Origin of the sequence: Halomonas kalidii (assembly GCF_030010475.1) — a bacterium.
GTDB lineage: Bacteria > Pseudomonadota > Gammaproteobacteria > Pseudomonadales > Halomonadaceae > Halomonas > Halomonas heilongjiangensis.
This window is the reverse complement of record NZ_JASCQN010000027.1, coordinates 129,303-149,569: the sequence shown is the minus strand read 5'-3', so window position 1 is coordinate 149,569 and position 20,267 is coordinate 129,303. Positions and strand designations below refer to the sequence as shown.

Genomic DNA, 20,267 nt, shown 5'->3' with positions numbered 1-20,267 from the left:
TTCCTTCCACGTGAGAGAGGCAACATACGCCATCGGCGGCGGCATCGCCAAGCCGGGGAGATCCGTACTGGAGAATCATTCAAACGTTCGTTACATTTCAGGGGTGGGACAACGACAAGACACCGAGGAGACAGCGCATGATTCGACGCCATCTGCTGGCCACCGCCCTGGGGCTGGGGCTCGCCATCGCCCCGCTCACCCATCTGCTCGCCTGGGAAGCACAGGTCGATGCCCTGAAGAGTCGCTGGGAACGGGTCACCACCGAGTTGCCGGAGGGGGAGCGCCGCGGCGCCCTGAAGGAACTGTCCGGGGAGGCCGAGCGCCTGGCCGAGGCCCATCCCGACGCGGCAATGCCGCGGGTCTGGCATGGCATCATCGAGGCCTCCCATGCCCGGGAACGCAGCGGCCTGGGGGCCCTGGGCAGCGCCCGCAGTGCCCGCGACGCCCTGGAGCAGGCCGTCGAGCTCGACCCGCAGGGGGGCAACGGTTCGGCCTACGTGACCCTGGGGGCCCTCTACCATCGTGCCCCCGGACGGCCGCTGGGCTTCGGCAATAGCGACACCGCCGAGCGCATGTTCCGCCGCGCGCTGGAGATCCGCCCCGAGGGCATCGACGTCAATTTCTACTACGCTGCCTTCCTCGCCGACGAGGGGCGAGTCGACGAGGCCCGGGAACATGCGCGGCGTGCCGTCGAGGGCCGGGCCCGCGCGGATCGCCAGGCCTCCGACGAGGCGCTGCGGCAACAGGCCCGGGCGCTGCTGTCCCGCCTCTGAGGCGGTCCTTCCCCCGGCCGCCGCCTACCGCGGCGGTTGGCATCCCCTCGCCGGGTCATGATAATGGTCGCCACCCTGCGACCCGGAGACCGGCATGAGCGACCCCCGTCACCCGCACGATCAGGATCTCACCGCACAGCTGTCCTTCACGGCCGCCGATGCCGAGCTGCTGGAGCGGCGCTGCCTGCACCAGGGCTTCTTTCGCCTGGAGGAGCTGCACCTGCGCCATCGCCTGTTCGAGGGCGGCTGGAGCGGCGAGGTCGTGCGCGAAGTGCATCGTCGCCACGACGCCGTGGGCGTGCTGCTCTATGATGTGGAGCGAGATACCGTGGTATTGATCGAGCAGTTCCGTGCCGGTGCGTTCGACGATCCTGCGTCGCCCTGGAAGCTGGAGGTGGTGGCGGGGCTCGTCGAGCGGGGCGAGAGCGTCGCCGAGGTCGCCCGTCGCGAGACGCTGGAAGAGGCCGGCTGCGAGGTGGGCGAGCTGATCGAGCTGCATACCTACTACCCCAGCCCCGGGGCCTGCGACGAGCGGGTCACCCTGTTCTGCGGTCTGGTCGACAGCCGTGGCCTCGGTGGGGTGCACGGGCTCGACGAGGAGCACGAGGACATCCGCGTGCATGTGTTGCCGTTTACCCGAGCGTGGGAACTCCTCCAGGCCGGGCGACTCGACAATGCCATGTGTCTGATCGCCTTCCATTGGCTGGCGGGCGAACGCGCATCACTGCGAGCAAGGAGGTAGCGTGTCGAGAACAGCCTATGTCACCGACCTGAAGACCCTGCAGGGCGAGTGCACCGCCAACTACCTGCGCCTGACCCGGCTGCTGGGGGAACTGGACGCCGGCGAGATCCGCGAGGTGGAGCTGCTCCGCGGCGGTCGACGGTTGGGTGCGCTGTGCATCGAGGTGCTCGAGCAGGCCCCCTACACCACCATCGCTCGGGTCTCCCAGCAGGGCGTCCTCGACCAGATGATCGAGACCCCGCGCATGCGCGTGCACCTCTACCACGACGTGCGCATGGCCGAAGTCACCGACTTCCAGCGCCAGCGCCACTTCCATGGCCGCTACCGCTACCCCAACGCACGCATGCACCAGCCCGACGAGAAGCTGCAGCTCAACCGCTTCCTCGGCGAGTGGCTCGAATACGGCCTGGCCCACGGCCACTCCGTCGACCTGCCCGAGCTGCCTTGAAGTGAACCAGTGACCTTGAACGAGCCGTGCTGAGGAGAGGCTGCCCCGATGCGACTGGTCCAGATCAGCGACTGCCACCTGCATGCCGACCCCCGGGCTCGTTCCCGGGCCGGATTCCCGCTGCGCCAGCTCGAGGCGGTGATCGAGGCGGTGAACCGCGAGCGGCCGGACGTGGTGCTGGTGACCGGTGACGTCAGCCAGGACGAGACCGCGGCCTCCTACCAGCTGGCGGCCCGTGCCCTGGCGCAGCTGAACGCGCCCTGGTTCTGGCTGGCGGGAAACCACGACCAGCCGGCGCTGATGGTCGAGACACGCGAACTGCTCGACGACCTGGATCTCGATACCTGGCGGGTGCTGCTGCTCGATACCCGGGTCGGCGGCCAGCCCCACGGCGAGCTGGGGCCCGAGCGGCTCGGCCGGCTGGCCGACCGGCTCGAGGAGGACGACCGACCGACCCTGCTGGTGATGCATCATCCGCCCCTGGCCGTCGGCTCGGCCTGGCTCGACGAGATCGGCCTCAAGGACCGCGAGGCCTTCTGGCAGACCCTGGCGGCCTTTCGGCAGGTGAAGGCGGTGCTCTGCGGCCATATCCACCAGGCCTTCGCCAGCCGCCGGCGGCTGGAAGAGGGGGAGGTGGCGGTCTACGGCTGTCCCTCCACCACCGATCAGTTCCTGCCCGGCGCCGAGACCTTCGCCGTCGACGAGGCGTCGCGTCCCGGCTATCGGGTCGTCGACCTCGAGGCCGGCGACCTGACCACCTGGGTCGAGCGCGTCGAGCTGTGAATCTGGCCAGCCTCTTTCGTTCTAAAAAGATAGTTATTAATTCTTTTGGGTTATTATTGGTCTGGCGTTAACCTGTGGCGCATGATCTCACGCTCAACGTCATGCGAGGTAGCCGGGCCATGACCACTCATGTTGCACCGACACGTCATGCACCGATCCGCGAATCGGCCGCCCAGGCCAGTGGCGCGGCGTCGGTTGCCGCCGTCACGCCGCGTCGGCTGACCCATCTCGAGCAGCTCGAGGCCGAGTCGATCCATATCATCCGCGAGGTGGCGGCCGAGTTCTCGAACCCGGTGATGCTCTACTCCATCGGCAAGGACTCCTCGGTGATGCTGCACCTGGCGCGCAAGGCCTTCTATCCCGGGCCTCCGCCGTTTCCGCTGATGCACGTCAACACCACCTGGAAGTTCCGCGAGATGATCGCCTTCCGCGATCGCATGGCGGCGGAATCGGGGATGGAGCTGATCGAGCACATCAACGAGGAGGGGCGGGCCGCCGGCATCAACCCCTTCGATCACGGCTCGAGCGGTTACACCGACGTGATGAAGACCCAGGCCCTCAAGCAGGCGCTGGACAAGTACGGCTTCGATGCCGCCTTCGGCGGCGCCCGCCGCGACGAGGAGGCGAGCCGTGCCAAGGAGCGCGTGTTCTCCTTCCGCGACAAGTTCCACCGCTGGGACCCCAAGAACCAGCGTCCCGAGCTGTGGAACCTCTACAACGCCCGGGTCAACAAGGGCGAGTCGATCCGCGCCTTCCCGCTCTCCAACTGGACCGAGCTGGACATCTGGCAGTACATCCACCTCGAGCAGATTCCCATCGTGCCGCTCTACTACGCCGCCCCGCGCCCGGTCGTCGAGCGCGACGGCATGCTGATCATGGTCGACGACGAGCGCCTGCCGCTCGAGCCCGGTGAGGTGCCCGAAGAGAAGTGGGTGCGCTTCCGCACCCTGGGCTGCTACCCGCTGACCGGTGCGGTGGAGTCGAAGGCCGCGACCCTGCCCGAGATCATCCAGGAGATGCTGCTGACCCGCACCAGCGAACGCAGCGGCCGCGCCATCGACCACGACCAGGCCGGCTCCATGGAGAAGAAGAAGCGCGAGGGCTATTTCTGATGGCACACCAATCGAACCTCATTGCCGAGAACATCGAGCAGTATCTGCACGAGCACGAGAACAAGGACCTGCTGCGCTTCATCACCTGCGGCAGCGTCGACGACGGCAAGTCGACCCTGATCGGCCGGCTGCTGCACGACTCCAAGATGATCTTCGACGACCAGCTCGCGGCGATCACTCGCGACTCGAAGAAGAGTGGCACCACCGGTGAGGAGGTCGACCTGGCGCTGCTGGTCGACGGCCTGCAGTCGGAGCGCGAGCAGGGCATCACCATCGATGTCGCCTACCGCTTCTTCTCCACCGACAAGCGCAAGTTCATCATCGCCGACACCCCGGGGCACGAGCAGTACACCCGCAACATGGCCACCGGGGCCTCGACCGCCAGCCTGGCGATCATCCTGATCGATGCCCGCTACGGGGTGCAGACCCAGACCCGTCGGCACAGCTTCATCGCCGATCTGCTGGGCATCCGGCATCTGGTGATCGCGGTCAACAAGATGGATCTGGTCGACTTCGACCAGGCGCGCTTCGACGAGATCGTCGCCGACTATCGCCTCTTCGCCGAACAGCTCTCGGCCGAGGACATCCACTTCGTGCCCATGTCGGCCCTGAAGGGCGATAACGTGGTCAACAAGAGCGCCGCCATGGCGTGGTATGAGGGCCCGGCGCTGCTCGAGCTGCTCGAGGGCGTGGAAGTCAGCCGCGACCGCAACCTCACCGACCTGCGCCTGCCGGTGCAGTACGTCAACCGGCCGAACCTCGACTTCCGCGGCTACGCCGGCACCCTGGAGGCGGGCGTGCTGCGCCCCGGCCAGGCGGTCAAGGCGCTGCCCTCGGGCAAGACCTCGACGGTGGAGCGTATCGTCACCTTCGACGGCGATCTGGACGCGGCCTGGCCCGGCCAGGCGGTCACCGTGACCCTGGACGACGAGATCGACATCTCCCGCGGCGACTGGCTCGTCGCCGCGGACGCCGAGGTGGCCATGGCGAATGCCTTCGAGGCCGACATCGTCTGGATGCACGAGGAGGCGCTGACCCCGGGGCGGTCGTACGACATCCGCCTGGCCGGACGCTCGGTCTCCGGCCAGGTGGGAGCGATCCACCACCAGGTCGACGTCAATACCCTGGAGCGCCATGCCACCGAGCGTCTCGAGCTCAACGCCATCGCCCGCTGCCGGGTGGAGCTGACCGCCGAGGTGCCGCTGGACGACTACGCCACCAGCCCGGGTACCGGGAGCTTCATCGTCATCGACCGGCTGAGCAACGTGACGGTCGGCGCCGGGATGATCCGCGGTACCGCCGAGGGGGTCGCCAGGGCCCACGGCGAGGTCGACTGGGCCGGTTTCGAGCTGGAGCTCAACGCCCTGGTGCGCAAGTACTTCCCGCACTGGGAGGCCAAGGATCTGCGTGATCTGCTGCGCTGAGTCGTCGCCCGTAGTCCCGTAGGCCCGAAGCCCCGCTATCATGCGGGGCTTCGCGTTGCGGTATGCTCTCCGCCGGTGCCATGCTGGCCATCATCGATGCTCACCATGGTCGGAGGTCACGATGCGCATGAGGCAAGACACCGGGGCGGCCCCCTTCCCGGGCCGGGGTGAACCGGAGCGGCACGGCTGATGGGGGGCAGACGGCGTTCCGCCGGCGTGGTCAGGCGCGTGCTGCATTTCATCACCCGGCCGATGAAGCGTGACCTCGGTCGCGGTGGCATCATGGTCCATCCCTACCGTGGCTATGGCTCCCGGCAGGAGGTCTTCGTGATGGGGCGGGTGTTCCGCCAGGCCGCTCTGGGCCGGGCGATTCCCCACCATGGCCTGCTGCGTGACGTGGCAGACGTGGTGCGCCGCATCGCTCGCCATGGGGTGGCCGGCGTCCGTGTGGAGGCGAGCCTGGGCGCCAACCGGACCACCGCGACCACCGATCGCGACGGCTTCTTCGACATTCATCTGCCCCTCCAGACGCCGCTGCCGCAGGATCTCTCCTGGCACCAGGCCGAGCTGCAGGTCACCCAGGGCGATGACCGGATGCACTGCCACGCCGAGGTGTATATCCCACCACCAGAGACCGACCTGCTGGTGATCAGCGATATCGACGACACCGTGATGTATACCGGTGTTGCCGACAGGCTGCGCATGCTCTATCGGCTTTTCGTGCAGAAGGCGCATCAGCGCACCGCCTTTCCCGGTGTCGCGGCGCTCTACCGGGCGCTTCACGTCGGTGCCGATGGAGAGGCCAGGCGCCCGATCCTCTACGTCTCCAGGGGGCCCTGGAGCATCTACGAGATGCTCGAGGCGTTCTTTCAGCTCAACCGCATCCCGGTAGGGCCGATCCTGTTCCTGCGCGAATGGGGGCTCTCCTGGCGCCGCCCCTGGCCACGCCGCGCCGAAGACCACAAGCATGACCTGATCACCCGCATGCTGACGATGATGGAGGACCTGCCCTGCGTGCTGATCGGCGATAGCGGACAGCACGACCCCGAGGTCTATACCCGTATCGTCAAGGAGCATCCCGGTCGGGTGAAGGCGATCTACATTCGCCGGGTCGATCGCCAGCCCGACCGCGAACGGGCCATCGAGCGACTGCGCGAGGAGATCGCGCACAGCGACTGCGAGCTGGTGCTGGCCGCCGACAGCGCCGCCATGGCGGCTCATGCCTGCCGGCATGGGTGGATCTCCCGGGCTGACCTGGTGGCGGTGCGTCAGGTGTGCGTCGATGAGGGATGACGCCAGGTGGCACAGTGGCGATGATGAAACAGTATCCAGGCGAGCGAGGTCGCGATGATCGTTGTCCTGATCGGCGTGCTGCTGGCCATTTTCCTGCTGCCCAACCTCTGGGCGAAGTGGGTGCTCAAGCGGCATGCCCGGCCGCGGGACGACTACCCGGGTACCGGGGCGGAGCTGGCCGAGCACCTGCTCAGGCGGCTCGGCATCGACGGGGTGAAGGTGGAGCTTAGTGACCAGGGCGATCACTACGATCCCGACGCACGGCGGGTGCGGCTCTCCCGGGAGCACTACGCGGGACGCTCGCTCACCGCGGTGACGGTGGCGGCCCACGAGGTGGGCCACGCCATCCAGCACCACCACGGCTATGCGCCGCTGCTGGTGCGCAGCCGGCTGGTGGCGGTGGCCCAGCAGGCCGAGAAGATCGGGGCGCTGCTGATGATGGCGGCTCCCTTCCTGTTCATCCTCACCCGCATGCCCGGCGGCATGCTGATCGTGCTGCTGGCCGCGGTGATCAGTTTCGGTACCGCCGCCCTGGTGCACCTGGTGACCCTGCCGGTGGAGTTCGACGCCAGCTTCCAGCGGGCTCTGCCGCTGCTCAAGGAGTACCTCCCGCCCTGCGACATGCCCGGCGCCCGCCATGTGCTCACCGCCTGCGCCTTCACCTACGTGGCCGCCTCGCTGGCCAGCCTGCTCAACCTGGGGCGGTGGCTGGTGATCCTCAGGCGGTAGGGCGGCACTCGCAGGGGAATCACGCTGCAGGAGGAGGGGGGGTGCCCCCATCGTCATGTCGATGATCGGTTCAGTCCGGCTCGATCGGCGGTTATCGCAGGGATATCTATTGAGAATAGGTTTCATTAGCCATATGATTCCGCACATTCCCTACCACACGTGAGGCCTCCATGACCCTCCGCAAGCTTGCGGCATGTGCCGCCATCGCCTTACTCGCCGCCTCGGCCCTCCACGCCCAGGCGGAGCCCGTCACGGTGACCGATATCGCCGGCCGCCAGGTCGAGGTGGACGCCCCGGTCCAGCGGGTCATCCTGGGGGAGGGGCGGCAGATCTATCTCGTGGCCGCGCTCGACACGGACGATCCCTTCAGGCGCGTGGTCGGCTGGCGTGAGGATTTCAGCCAGGCCGATCCCGACAACTACGCCATCTATCTCGAGCAGTTTCCGCAGATGGCGGAGATCCCGACCTTCGGCGGCTTCAAGGACGGCACCTTCGACGTGGAGCAGGCGGTCGCCCTCGATCCCGACGTGGTGATCATGAACATCGAGTCGCAGCAGGCGACGGAAGACGCCCGATATATCGAGAAGCTCGCCGCCGCCGGCATTCCCGTGGTCTATGTCGACTTTCGGGAGCATCCCTTCACCAATACCGAACCGAGCATGCGCCTCTTCGGCCAGCTGTTCGGCGAGGAGGAGCGGGCCGCGTCGTTCAGCGCGTGGCGTGCCGCCGAGATCCGGCGCGTCACCGATGTCATCGCAGAGGCCGATCCCGAACACCCGGCCGTGTTCATCGACCGCGCCGGTGGCTATTCGGATGATTGCTGCATGAGCTTCGGCGACGAGAACTTCGGCAAGTTCGTCGAAATGGCCGGCGGGCAGAACATCGCCAAGGATATCGTTCCCGGCACCTTCGGCACGCTCAACCCCGAGCAGATCATCGCCTCTGACCCGGACCAGGTCATCGTCACCGGCGGCGATTGGGAGGCCTATGTGCCCGGTGGCGACTGGGTCGGTGTCGGTCCTGGCCAGGACGAGACGGAAGCACTGCGCAAGCTCGAGGCGCTGACCGAACGGCCGGCGTTGACCGGCGTGAAGGCCGTCGAGACGGGGCAGATGCACGCCATCTGGCACCAGTTCTACAACAGCCCCTATCAGTTCGTCGCCATCCAGCAGATGGCGAAGTGGCTGCATCCCGAGCTGTTCTCCGATCTCGATCCTGAGGCGACCTTCCGCGAGCTGCACGACAGGTACCTGCCGGTCACCTACCGGCCCGGCCATTGGGTCTCGCTGAGCGATGAATGAACCCACGACGATCGCCGCACCCACCGCGGGCGTGGAACGCAACCGCTACCGCGCCCTGGTCTGGCGGCGGCAACTGATTCTCCTGGGACTCGGCCTGGCGCTCGTCTTCAGTCTGTGCGTCGACCTCGCCATCGGTCCCGCCCGTTATGGCCTCGGCGAGGTGGTGCGGGCGCTGTTGGCGTCCGACAGCGTGTCCCGGCAGGTGCGGGTCGTGGTGTGGGAGATCCGCATGCCGGTTGCACTGATGGCCGTGGTGGTCGGCGCGTCGCTCAGCGTGGCAGGGGCGCAGATGCAGACCATTCTCAACAACCCCCTCGCCAGCCCCTTCACGCTGGGCATCTCGGCCGCCGCGAGCTTCGGCGCGGCCCTGGCGCTGGCCTTCGGCGTGGCCCTCATCCCCGCGGCCATCGCCTACGTGGTACCGATCAACGCCTTCGTCATGGCCATGCTGGCGGCGTTTCTCATCCACCTGCTCAGCATCAAGCGTGGCGTGACGGTCGAGACCATCGTGCTGCTCGGCATCGCCCTGGTCTTCACCTTCAACGCCCTGCTGGCGCTCGTCCAGTTCCTGGCTTCCTCGCAGGCCCTGGCCGCGGTCGTCTTCTGGACCATGGGAAGCCTCACCAAGGCGACCTGGCCGAAGCTCGCCATCACCACCCTCGCGCTGGTCGTCGTCTTGCCGGTCTTTGCACGACGCGCCTGGGCGCTGACGGCGCTCAGGCTGGGGGAGGACAAGGCGGCGAGCTTCGGCGTCAAGGTCACGCGGCTGCGCCTGGAGACGCTGATGATGGTGAGCCTGCTGGCCGCCATCCCCGTGGCTTTCGTCGGTACGATCGGCTTCATCGGGCTCGTCGGGCCGCATATCGCCCGCATGCTGATCGGCGAGGACCAACGCTTCTTCCTGCCGGCCTCGGCGCTGGCCGGGGCGCTCATCCTCTCCGCCAGTTCCGTGCTCAGCAAGGCCCTCGTTCCCGGCACCATCTTTCCGATCGGCGTCGTGACGTCGCTCATCGGCATTCCCTTCTTCGTCTCCCTCATCCTCTCCAATGCGAGGCGCTCATGGTAACCATCCGGCTCGACGGTCTCGGTGCGCGTTATGGCAGGACGCTCCGGGTCCAGGGCGTGACGACGCCAGCCTTCGCGGGCGGCGAAGTGGTGGCGGTGATCGGCCCCAATGCGGCGGGCAAGTCGACGCTCTTCAAGCGCATCGCCGGGCTCCTGCGCGGGCCGGGGCAAGTGCGAGTCGAAGGGGCGAAGCCGGGACGGGACGCCGTCTGCTACATGCCCCAGGATACCTCCGCCAACTCGGTGCTCAGCGTCTACGAATCGATCCTGCTCGCCCGCAAGCAGGGGACGTCCTGGACGGTCGGTGATGACGATCTCGGGCACATCGACGAGACCATGGGGGTCCTCGGCATCTCGGACATCGCCTTCAAGAATATCGGCGAGCTGTCCGGCGGCCAGCGGCAGCTCGCCAGCCTGGCGCAGGCGCTGGTGCGGGAACCGGACGTCCTGCTGATGGACGAGCCGACATCGGCACTCGACCTCTCGCGGCAGATGGAAGTGCTGACCCACATGCGCAGTCTTGCCCGCGCACGCGGGATGGTGGTCCTGATCGCCTTGCATGACCTCAATCACGCCCTGCGCTTTGCCGACCAGACCATGGTCATTGCCGACGGCCGGCTGATCGCCTGTGGCCGGTCGTCCGACATCGTCACCCCCGCCCTCCTGCGTGAGGTCTACCACGTCGAGGCGCGCATCGAGTCGTGCTCGCGCGGGATCGGTCAGGTCATCGTCGACCGCGTCACGGCGAAGGGCGAGCGATTCGCCCGGTCGTCTGCCGAGCCCAACGCCTGCGTAGCGGAGTAGCAGCGCGCCTGCTCCAGCTCGTTCACTTCGCTCTCTGGGCCATCACCACCGCCCGCCGCGGCGCCGGGTAGCCCTCGCGGGTCCTGCTCGGGTCGTGCGGATCGAGGAAATCGGCCAGCGACTGGAAGGTCATCCAGTCGGTGGCACGCTGCTCGTCGGTGGTGGTCACCGCTTCGTCCACCACGCGCACCTTGTCGAACCCGCAGCGTTCGAGCCATTGGCAGAGCGCGGCCGACGACGGCAGGAAGTAGACGTTGGGCATGGCGGCGTAGCGCTCGCCGGGCAGCAGCACGGTGGTGGCGCCGCCCTCGACCACCAGGGTCTCGAGCACCAGCTCGCCGCCCGGGCGCAGGGCGTCCCTGAGCTGCAGCAGGTGCTCCAGCGGCGAGGGACGGTGGTAGAGTACGCCCATGGAGAACACCGTGTCGAAGAAGGCGAGCCCCTCGGGCACCTCCTCGATGCCCACCGGCAGGAAGTGGGTGCGCCCCCCGTCGGCGTCGCCGACGAAGTGGCGCACCGCCCGGAACTGCCAGAAGAAGCGTGGCGAGGGGTCGATCACCAGCACGAAGGCGGCGCCGGCGCCCGCCATGCGCCAGGCGTGGTAGCCGCTGCCGCCGCCCACGTCGAGCACCCGCCGGCCGGCGAGGCTCGCCAGGTGCGGGGAGACGCGCCGCCACTTCCAGTCCGAGCGCCACTCGGTATCGATGTGGATGCCCCCCAGGCGGAAGGGCCCCTTGCGCCAGGGCGCGAGCTTGCGCAGCAGGTTCTCGCACTGGCGGCGCTGGCTGTCGGTCAGCGCCAGGTCGACGCTGACGGTATCGCCGTCCAGCGCCACCTCGCGGGCCTCGGGGAGGACGGGCAGCTTGGCCACCGCCTTCTCCCAGGCGGGCAGGTCGCCGTAGCGGCTGCGGTCCAGCCCGCGAGCCAACTGCTCGGGGAGGCGGGCCAGCCAGGTGTCGAGCCCCTGGGCGAGGAAGGCTCGGTAGAGGTCGCGGTGCTCGGGAGCAATCGGCATGTCAGCGCGCGCTCTCGCCGGGGCTGCCACTGATCTCCTTGAACGCGATCAGCGAAGCGAAATTCAGGAACTGGAACCAGGTCTGCGAGCGGGGGAAGCCCGCACGGGCCAGGCGCTCGTGATGGGCCGCCAGGGTGTCGGGCACCAGCACGTTCTCGAGCGCCGTACGCTTCTGGCTGATCTCCAGCTCGCTGTAGCCGTTGGCGCGCTTGAAGTCATGGTAGCGTTCCACCAGCCAGGCATTGTCCTGCTCGTCGTCGGCCACGATCTTCTCCGAGAGCACCAGCACGCCACCGGGTTCCAGGGCGGCGAACAGCTTGTCGATCACGGCGTCACGCTCCCCGGGGGCGAGGAACTGCAGGGTGAAGTCGAGCACGATCATCCCCGAGGGGCGGTAGTCGAGTTCGCGGATATCGCCCTCGACGATCTCGACGGCGTGCTCCGGGCACTCCGCGGCCAGGGTCTCCCGGGCCCGGGCCACCATGGCCGGCGAGAGGTCCACCCCGGTGTAGTGGAAGGCGTCCGGTGGCAACTGGCCGGCCAGCGCCAGGCCGCCGGCCCCCAGCGAACAGCCCAGGTCGTAGACGTGGGCGCCGTGACGCAGGTGGCGCCGGGCGATCAGCCCCAGCATGCCGAGTATCTGGCCGTAGCCCGGTACCGAACGGCGGATCATGTCGGGAAAGCAGGCCACGACCTGCTCATCGAAGGAGAAGCGCGCCATCCGATCGAGGGGTGTCGAAAAGATCGCGTCACGGTAAGATGCGTCACTCATGGGCCAAGCCGGAAATCGTGCGGAAAAGGACGCCCATTCTACGTCTCACGCGCCTCGGCTGCACGACAGGATGTCCAGGAGGAAACCATGACCCATACCCCGATCGACCAGCGAGGCGCCTGGCGCGCCCTGACCGCTCATGCCGACGCCATGCGAGGCGTGCACCTGCGCGACCTCTTCGCCGGTACGCCCGGTCGCCATGCGGCCTATACCCGCCATGCGGCGGGGTTGACCCTGGATCTCTCCAAGCAGCGCTGGTCCGACGAGACCTTCGGCCTGCTGCTGGACCTGGCGCGGGAGGCCGGCCTGCCCGAGGCGATCCGCGCCCTGCTCGAGGGCGAGCGGGTCAACGTGAGCGAGGATCGTCCGGCGCTGCATACCGCCCTGCGCCTGCCGGCGGAGGCGTCGCTGGTGGTGGAGGGCGAGGACCTGGTGCCCGGGGTGCACGCCACCCTGGATCACATGGCGACCATGGTCGAGCGCTTGCATGCCGGCCAGTGGCGCGGCGCCACCGGCAAGGCGATCCGCAACGTGGTCAACCTGGGGGTCGGCGGTTCCGATCTCGGCCCCCTGATGGTGACCCACGCCCTGGCCGACTACCGGCCGGACGACGTGCACCGCACCGAGGTGCACTTCGCCTCGACCATGGACGGCTCCCAACTGGCCGACTACCTGGCCCGCCTCAACCCCGAGACCACGCTGTTCGTGCTCTCGTCGAAGTCGTTCACCACCATCGATACCCTCTCCAATGCACGTACCGCCCGGGACTGGCTGGTGTCGCGCCTGGGCCAGGAGGAGGGTGTCGACGACGGGCTGGTGATGTGCCAGCACTTCATCGGCGTCTCGGCGAGCCCCGAGAAGATGAACGACTGGGGCATCGCGCCGGATCACCAGCTGGAGTTCTGGGAGTGGGTCGGCGGGCGCTACTCGCTGTGGGGCGGCATCGGCCTGCCCATCGCCCTGGTGGTCGGCATGGACAACTTCCGCGAGCTGCTCGCCGGGGCCCACGCCATGGACCGCCACTTCCGCGAGGCGGCGCTTGCCGACAACCTGCCGGTGCTGCTGGCCCTGGCGGGGATCTGGAACGTCAACTTCCTCGATATCCGCGCCCATTCCATCCTGCCCTATGACGGCCGCCTGGAGTACTTCGCCGCCTACCTCGAGCAGCTCGAGATGGAGTCCAACGGCAAGTCGGTGACCCACGACGGCCGCGAGGTGGGCTATTCGACCTGCCCGGTACTCTGGGGCCAGCTCGGGCCCAATGCCCAGCACGCCTTCTACCAGTTGCTGCACCAGGGCACCCAGGCGGTGGAGTGCGACTTCATCGCGCCCCTGGTGCGCTACGACGACGTGACCGACGAGGCGACCCGCGATCACCTGATGAGCCAGCACCGCCTGACGCTCGCCAACTGCTTCGCCCAGTCGCGGGTGCTGATGCTCGGCGACGACGCCATCGACGACGCTGGCCCGCGCCCCGGCCACAAGCGCTATCGCGGCAACCAGCCCTCGAGCACGGTGCTGCTCGATCGGCTGACGCCGGCGACGCTGGGGGCGCTGATCGCCCTCTACGAGCACAAGGTGTTCGTCCAGGCCACGATCTGGGAGATCAACCCCTTCGACCAGTGGGGGGTGGAGCTGGGCAAGAAGATCGCCGGCGAGACCCAGCGCATTCTCGAGAGCCGTCAGGGCCTCGAGGCCATGGACGAATCCACCCGCGCGCTGATCGAGGCCGTCTGGGCGGCAGAGCGGGCGGCGGAGACCGATTCGCGATGAGGCTGGCTGTTTGTACAGGGGTTGCGGTATGCTGAGCGCTGCCCTGCACGTACCGGCGGTCAGTGGTGTGCTCTACCTGCATGGTTTCAACAGTGGCAGCGGCTCGCCCAAGGCGGCTCTGATGCGCTCCGCCTGCACCGTCCTGGGGCTGCCCTGCGCGACACCGCAGTTGCCCCACCGGCCGCGTGCGGCCCTGCGGCTGGCCGAGTCGCTGCTCGAGGGGGTGGGGCCGCACCCGCTGGTCGCGGGCAGCTCCATGGGGGGCTTCCTGGCGACGCTGGTCGCCGAGCGCCACGACCTGCCGGCGGTGCTGATCAACCCGGCGGTGGGCCCGGCCCGGCTGGTGACCGACTGGGTCGGCGAGGCCTTCGTCAACGAGCATACCGGCGAGCGCTTCTCCGTCGAGGCCATCCATCTCGAGGAGCTCGAGGCGCTCACCCCGCGGGGTGTCACGCCGGGGCGCTACCTGCTGCTGCTGGGCAGTGCCGACGAGACCCTGGACCCGGCCGACGCCTTCGCCTTCTATCGTGGCGCACGGACCATTCTTCACCCCGGGGGGGAGCACGGCTTCACGGCGCTGGCCGACTATCTGCCGGCGATCTTCGCCCACGGCGGCCATTCGTTGGCCCCCGGGTGCATCACCCATCAGGATGTGGACGACGCATGACGCAATACAGTGCCAGCTCCATCGAAGTGCTTTCCGGCCTCGAACCGGTGCGCAAGCGCCCCGGCATGTATACCGACACCAGCCGCCCCAACCACCTGGTCCAGGAGGTCATCGACAACAGCGTCGACGAGGCGCTGGCCGGCCATGCCCAGGAGATCACGGTACGGCTGTTCGAGGATGGCGGCATCGAGGTCACCGACGACGGTCGCGGCATGCCCATCGACATCCACCCCGAACACGGCGTGTCCGGGGTCGAGCTGATCCTCACCCGGCTACATGCCGGCGGCAAGTTCTCCCAGTCGAGCTACCGCTTCTCCGGCGGCCTGCACGGCGTGGGGGTGTCGGTGGTCAACGCCCTGTCGAAGCGGCTCGAGGTGGAGGTGCTGCGCGACGGCAACCGCCACGCCATGGCCTTCGAGCACGGCGAACTGGCCTCCCCGCTGGCGGTGATCGGCAGCTGCGCCAGGCGCGCCCGGGGCACCGTGGTGCGCTTCTGGCCCGAGGAGGGCTACTTCGACAGCCCGAAGCTGTCGCTGGGGCGCCTGAAGCACCTGTTGCGGGCCAAGGCGGTGCTCTGCCCGGGGCTCAGGGTGGTGCTGGTCGAGACCGACGGCGGCGAGAGCGCCTGGCAGTACGAGGATGGCCTGCGCGACTACCTGGCCCAGGCCACCGACGGCTATGAGGTGCTGCCGGCCTCGCCCTTCGTCGGTCACTTCGCCGACGACGAGCAGGGGGTGGACTGGGCGATCCAGTGGCTGCCGGAGGGCGGCGAGCCGCTGCTGGAGAGCTACGTCAACCTGATCCCCACCCCCCAGGGCGGCACCCACGTCAACGGCCTGCGCGCCGGCCTGCTCGAGGCCCTGCGCGAGTTCTGCGAGTACCGCAGCCTGTTGCCCCGGGGCGTCAAGCTCACCGCCGAGGACCTCTGGGAGCGGGTCGCCTACGTGCTCTCGGTGAAGATGCTCGACCCCCAGTTCGCCGGCCAGACCAAGGAGCGGCTGTCGTCGCGCACCGTGGCCGGATTCGTCTCCGGGGTGGTCAAGGACGCCTTCTCGCTGTGGCTGAACCATCATGTCGACCAGGCCGAGGCGCTGGCCGAGCTGGTGATCAGCGCCGCCCAGCGCCGCCAGAAGAGTGCCAGGAAGGTGGCGCGCAAGAAGGTCACCTCGGGGCCGGCGCTGCCCGGCAAGCTGGCCGACTGCTCGGGCCAGGACCCGGCCGGCAGCGAGCTGTTCCTGGTGGAGGGCGACTCGGCCGGCGGCAGCGCCAAGCAGGCGCGCAACCGCGAGACCCAGGCGATCCTGCCGCTGCGCGGCAAGATCCTCAACACCTGGGAGGTGGAGGCCCACGACATCTACGGCTCCCAGGAGGTCCACGACATCGCCGTGGCGATCGGCATGGACCCGGGCAGCGACGATCTCTCCAAGCTGCGCTACCACCGCGTCTGCATCCTCGCCGACGCCGATTCCGACGGGCTGCACATCGCCACCCTGCTGTGCGCGCTCTTCGTGCGCCACTTCCCGGCGCTGGTGGACGCCGGCCACGTCTACGTCGCCATGCCGCCACTCTACCGCATCGATCTCGGCAAGGAAGTGCACTACGCCCTGGACGAGAGCGAGAAGGCGGCGACCCTGCGCAAGCTCGAGGGCAAGCGCGGCACGCCCAACGTCCAGCGCTTCAAGGGCCTGGGCGAGATGAGTCCGCTGCAGCTGCGCGAGACCACCATGGCCCCCGAGACGCGGCGCCTGGTGCAACTGACCCGGGAGGTCGGTGACGGCACCATGGAGATGATGGACATGCTGCTGGCCAAGAAGCGCTCCGCCGACCGCAAGAGCTGGCTGGAAGACTACGGCAACCTGGCGGATATCGAGGTATAGCGCCAAGCTGCAGGCGCCAAGGCGCGCGGCGCCGGGGCGGGCGGAGTCGCCTTTGGGGTCAGACCCCGGCGGAGGCGCCGCCGTCAGCAAGGTTCACGAGCCGGGTCGAGACGACACGGCTGGGGTCTGACCCCACAGGCGCGGCCTCGACGGTTGGATCGAATGGGCACTGGTGCAGCACGGCAACGGCCATGAAATCATGAAAGGGGTCAATCGATGACCATGGATATCCAGGTGGCGGAGGGCGATGTCGAGCGCCTCTCGCTGCGCGAGTACACCGAGAAGGCGTACCTCGACTATTCGATGTACGTCATCCTCGACCGGGCGCTGCCGCACATCGGCGACGGCATGAAGCCGGTGCAGCGGCGCATCGTCTACGCCATGCGCGAGCTGGCGCTCTCCGCCAGCGCCAAGTACAAGAAGTCGGCGCGTACCGTCGGCGACGTGCTCGGCAAGTTCCACCCCCACGGCGACAGCGCCTGCTACGAGGCGATGGTGCTGATGGCCCAGCCGTTCAGCTACCGTTACCCGCTGGTCGACGGCCAGGGCAACTGGGGCAGCCCCGACGATCCGAAGTCGTTCGCCGCCATGCGCTACACCGAGGCGCGGCTGTCGAAGTTCGCCGAGGTGTTGCTCAGCGAACTCGGCCAGGGCACCGTCGACTGGACCCCCAACTTCGACGGCACCATGAACGAGCCGGTGGTGCTGCCGGCGCGGCTGCCCCATGTGCTGCTCAACGGCGGCACCGGCATCGCCGTGGGCATGGCCACCGACATCCCGCCGCATAACGTGAACGAGGTGGTCGAGGCCACCTGTCACCTGCTGCGCCACCCCGAGGCGACCACGGCGGACCTCGGCCAGTACCTGCCGGCGCCGGACTTCCCCACCGAGGCCGAGATCATCACGCCGCGGGCCGACCTGCGCAAGCTCTACGAGAGCGGTCGCGGTTCGGTGAAGCTGCGTGCCCGCTACGTCATGGAGGAGGGCAGCATCGTGATCACTGCGCTGCCCTACCAGGTCAGCGGCGCCAAGGTGCTCGAGCAGATCGCCGCCCAGATGCAGGCCAAGAAGCTGCCCATGGTGGCCGACCTGCGCGACGAGTCGACCCACGAGGAGCCGACCCGTCTGGTGATCGAGCCGCGCTCCAACCGGGTCGACATCGAGGCGCTGATGGCGCATCTCTTCGCCACCACCGATCTCGAGAAGAACATCCGCGTCAACATGAACGTGATCGGCCTCGACGGCCGGCCGCGGGTGCTGGCGCTGCCCGAGCTGCTCGGCGAGTGGCTGCGCTTCCGCCGCACCACCGTGCGCCGACGGCTCGAGCATCGCCTGGGCAAGGTGCAGGATCGTCTGCATATCCTCGAGGGCCTGCTCGTCGCCTACCTCAACATCGACGAGGTGATTCGCATCATCCGCGAGGAGGACGAGCCCAAGCCCGCGTTGATGGCGGCCTTCGGGCTCAGCGACCGCCAGGCCGAGGCGATCCTCGAGCTGCGCCTGCGCCACCTGGCCAAGCTCGAGGAGATGAAGATTCGCGGCGAGCAGGACGAGCTCGAGGCCGAACGCCAGCACCTCGAGGCGCTGCTCGGCAGCGAGGCCAGGCTCACCGACCTGATCGAGGAGGAGCTGCGCGCCGCCGGCAAGGAGTACGGCGACGCCCGCCGTTCGCCGCTCGTCGAGCGCGAGGAGGCCCGGGCGCTCTCCGAGGTCGAGCTGGTCGGCGCCGATCCCGTCACCGTGGTGCTCTCCGAGAAGGGCTGGATCCGGGCGGCCCGCGGCCACGAGATCGATCCCGCGGGGCTCTCCTACAAGGCCGGCGACCGCTTCGCCCTGGCCGCCCGGGGCAAGACCAACCAGCCGTTGGTGCTGCTCGACGACACCGGGCGCGCCTATACCCTGGCCGCCCACAACCTGCCCAGTGCCCGTGGCCAGGGCGAGCCGGTGACCAGCCGGGTCAACGTGGTGGCCGGGGCGCACATGGCGGGGCTGATGCTGGCGCCACCCTCGGCGCGCTTCCTGCTCGCCTCCGACGGCGGCTACGGCTTCGTGGCCCGCCTCGAGGAACTGGTTGGCAAGAACAAGTCGGGCAAGGGGGTGCTCAGCGTGCCCAAGGGCTGCAACGTGCTGCCCCCCTGCGCGGTACCCGCGGACGCGGGGGGCAGCGTGGCTGCGGTCTCCAACGAGGGGCGGCTGCTGGTCTTCCCCCTCGAGCAGCTGCCCGAGATGGCCAAGGGCAAGGGCAACAAGATGATCGACATTCCGGGGGCGCGAGCCGCCCGGCGCGAGGAGTTCGTGCGCAGCCTGGTGGTGGTGCCCGCCGGGGGCTCGCTGGTGATCCATGCCGGCAAGCGCCACCTGACGCTCAAGGCCGCCGATCTGGATTACTATCGTGGCGAACGCGGCCGGCGCGGCAGCAAGTTGCCCCGTGGCCTGCAGAAGGTCGACCGGCTGGAGAGTGGTGAATGACACGACGAGTACTGATCCGCGCCACCGGCGCGGCGCGTCCCGGCCAGCTGGCCGGCCTGGGCAAGGCGCTGGCGACCAGCGGCGCCCGCCTGCTGGACATCAACCAGAGCGTGACCTTCGACATGCTCTCCCTGGAGGCCCTGGTGGGGCTCGGACAGGACAACGACCTGGAGGGCGCCCTCACCGCCGCCGGCGCTGCCCTGGGGCTCGACGTCCAGGCGATCCAGGTCAGCGCCGAGGACTACCAGCGCTGGAGTGCCCACGCCAGCCAGCCGCGGTTGATCCTGACGCTGCTGGCGCCGCACCTGCCGGCGGGGATCCTCGCCGAGGTGGGCGCACTGACCGCCGAGCATGGCCTGACCGTGGAGCTGATCCATCGCCTCTCCGGCCGCGAGCCGCTGGATGGCGGCGTGCCCCACGAACACGCGCTCATCAGCGGGGCCTGCGTGGAGTGCTGGCTGCGCGGCGAGGAGGTCGACCTCGATGCCCTGCGCGAGAAGGCCCTGGCGCTGGGCGCCATGCACGGCGTCGACATCGCCATCCAGGAGGACTCCATCTGGCGTCGCCACCGCCGCCTGGTCTGCTTCGACATGGACTCGACCCTGATCAAGACCGAAGTGATCGACGAGCTCGCGCGGCGTCACGGCGTCGGCGACGAGGTCGCCGAGGTCACCGAGCGCGCCATGCGCGGCGAGCTGGATTTCCAGCAGAGCTTCCGCGAGCGCATGAGCAAGCTGAAGGGACTCGACGAGTCGGTGCTCGCCGAGATCGCCGAGGAGCTTCCGCTGATGGATGGCGTCGAGCGGCTGATGACGCAGCTCAAGCGTCTGGGCTACCGCACCGCGATCCTCTCCGGGGGCTTCACCTACTTCGCCCGCCACCTGCAGGAGCGGCTCGGCTTCGACGAGATCCATGCCAACGAGCTGGTGATCGAGAACGGCAAGGTCACCGGCGAGGTGCGCGAGCCGATCCTCGACGCCGACCGCAAGGCGGCGCTGCTGCGCGAGATCGCCGCGCGCGAGGGGTTCGCCATGGAGCAGACCATCGCCGTGGGCGATGGCGCCAACGACCTCAAGATGCTGGCCGCCGCCGGGCTCGGCATCGCCTTCCGGGCCAAGCCGCTGGTGCGCAGCCAGGCCCGCCAGTCGATCTCCACCCTGGGGCTCGATTCGGTGCTCTACCTGATCGGCTACCGCCAGGTGGACCTGGAGGAGTAGGGC

18 protein-coding genes are annotated in these 20,267 nt (G+C 68.5%); 16 read left to right on the top strand and 2 right to left on the bottom strand.

Annotated features, from left to right (window positions below):
* Positions 1 to 137: 137 nt before the first annotated feature.
* The 11 genes from QLQ85_RS07000 (at position 138) to QLQ85_RS06950 (ending at position 10,474) form a co-directional block, all read left to right on the top strand.
* Positions 138 to 773, top strand: coding sequence for a hypothetical protein (locus QLQ85_RS07000; protein WP_282738325.1), 636 nt, complete (start codon positions 138 to 140; stop codon positions 771 to 773).
* Between the two features lie 94 nt (positions 774 to 867).
* On the top strand, positions 868 to 1,515 hold the full coding sequence (locus QLQ85_RS06995; RefSeq protein ID WP_282722242.1) for an NUDIX domain-containing protein: 648 nt from the start codon (positions 868 to 870) through the stop codon (positions 1,513 to 1,515).
* A 1-nt stretch (position 1,516) separates the two neighbouring features.
* Positions 1,517 to 1,963 (top strand): DUF1249 domain-containing protein, encoded by a 447-nt coding sequence (locus QLQ85_RS06990; RefSeq protein ID WP_282738324.1) that lies wholly within the window; start codon positions 1,517 to 1,519, stop codon positions 1,961 to 1,963.
* 48 nt (positions 1,964 to 2,011) lie between these two features.
* Positions 2,012 to 2,746 (top strand): phosphodiesterase, encoded by a 735-nt coding sequence (locus QLQ85_RS06985; protein WP_282738323.1) that lies wholly within the window; start codon positions 2,012 to 2,014, stop codon positions 2,744 to 2,746.
* Positions 2,747 to 2,865: 119 nt separating this feature from the next.
* Entirely contained in the window at positions 2,866 to 3,858 is a 993-nt protein-coding gene (gene cysD / locus QLQ85_RS06980; protein ID WP_282738322.1) for a sulfate adenylyltransferase subunit CysD, read from the top strand.
* Positions 3,858 to 5,282, top strand: coding sequence for a sulfate adenylyltransferase subunit CysN (cysN, locus tag QLQ85_RS06975; RefSeq protein WP_282738321.1), 1,425 nt, complete (start codon positions 3,858 to 3,860; stop codon positions 5,280 to 5,282). Before cysD ends, cysN begins: the two co-directional genes overlap by 1 nt.
* Before the next feature lie 189 nt (positions 5,283 to 5,471).
* Positions 5,472 to 6,575 (top strand): App1 family protein, encoded by a 1,104-nt coding sequence (locus QLQ85_RS06970; RefSeq protein WP_282738320.1) that lies wholly within the window; start codon positions 5,472 to 5,474, stop codon positions 6,573 to 6,575.
* 54 nt (positions 6,576 to 6,629) lie between these two features.
* Positions 6,630 to 7,304 (top strand): zinc metallopeptidase, encoded by a 675-nt coding sequence (locus tag QLQ85_RS06965; RefSeq protein WP_282738319.1) that lies wholly within the window; start codon positions 6,630 to 6,632, stop codon positions 7,302 to 7,304.
* A gap of 170 nt (positions 7,305 to 7,474) precedes the next feature.
* Complete coding sequence (locus QLQ85_RS06960) at positions 7,475 to 8,605, top strand: ABC transporter substrate-binding protein (protein ID WP_282738318.1); 1,131 nt, start codon at positions 7,475 to 7,477, stop codon at positions 8,603 to 8,605.
* The gene (locus QLQ85_RS06955) at positions 8,598 to 9,671 is read left to right on the top strand and encodes a FecCD family ABC transporter permease (RefSeq protein WP_282738317.1); all 1,074 of its coding nucleotides are present in this window, start codon (positions 8,598 to 8,600) and stop codon (positions 9,669 to 9,671) included. The genes QLQ85_RS06960 and QLQ85_RS06955 overlap by 8 nt, the downstream gene beginning before the upstream one ends.
* The gene (locus tag QLQ85_RS06950) at positions 9,665 to 10,474 is read left to right on the top strand and encodes an ABC transporter ATP-binding protein (RefSeq protein ID WP_282738316.1); all 810 of its coding nucleotides are present in this window, start codon (positions 9,665 to 9,667) and stop codon (positions 10,472 to 10,474) included. The genes QLQ85_RS06955 and QLQ85_RS06950 overlap by 7 nt, the downstream gene beginning before the upstream one ends.
* Before the next feature lie 22 nt (positions 10,475 to 10,496).
* Here QLQ85_RS06950 and cmoB read toward each other — a convergent pair whose 3' ends face one another.
* A complete protein-coding gene (cmoB, locus tag QLQ85_RS06945) occupies positions 10,497 to 11,489 on the bottom strand; it encodes a tRNA 5-methoxyuridine(34)/uridine 5-oxyacetic acid(34) synthase CmoB (protein ID WP_282738315.1) in 993 nt (330 codons plus the stop codon).
* Position 11,490: 1 nt separating this feature from the next.
* Complete coding sequence (gene cmoA / locus QLQ85_RS06940) at positions 11,491 to 12,261, bottom strand: carboxy-S-adenosyl-L-methionine synthase CmoA (RefSeq protein WP_282738314.1); 771 nt, start codon at positions 12,259 to 12,261, stop codon at positions 11,491 to 11,493.
* 87 nt (positions 12,262 to 12,348) lie between these two features.
* On the opposite strand from cmoA, the gene pgi reads away from it, so the two are divergent.
* From pgi to serB, 5 genes are all read left to right on the top strand, one after another.
* Positions 12,349 to 14,034, top strand: a complete 1,686-nt coding sequence (pgi, locus tag QLQ85_RS06935) for a glucose-6-phosphate isomerase (protein WP_282738313.1) — start codon at positions 12,349 to 12,351, stop codon at positions 14,032 to 14,034.
* A gap of 28 nt (positions 14,035 to 14,062) precedes the next feature.
* Entirely contained in the window at positions 14,063 to 14,701 is a 639-nt protein-coding gene (locus QLQ85_RS06930; RefSeq protein ID WP_282738312.1) for a YqiA/YcfP family alpha/beta fold hydrolase, read from the top strand.
* Positions 14,698 to 16,578 carry a DNA topoisomerase IV subunit B gene (parE, locus tag QLQ85_RS06925; protein WP_282738311.1) on the top strand — a complete coding sequence of 627 codons (1,881 nt, stop codon included), beginning with the start codon at positions 14,698 to 14,700 and terminating at the stop codon, positions 16,576 to 16,578. The genes QLQ85_RS06930 and parE overlap by 4 nt, the downstream gene beginning before the upstream one ends.
* Positions 16,579 to 16,794: 216 nt before the next feature.
* Entirely contained in the window at positions 16,795 to 19,047 is a 2,253-nt protein-coding gene (parC, locus tag QLQ85_RS06920; RefSeq protein WP_282738310.1) for a DNA topoisomerase IV subunit A, read from the top strand.
* Entirely contained in the window at positions 19,044 to 20,264 is a 1,221-nt protein-coding gene (gene serB, locus QLQ85_RS06915; protein WP_282738309.1) for a phosphoserine phosphatase SerB, read from the top strand. The genes parC and serB overlap by 4 nt, the downstream gene beginning before the upstream one ends.
* Positions 20,265 to 20,267: the final 3 nt, after the last annotated feature.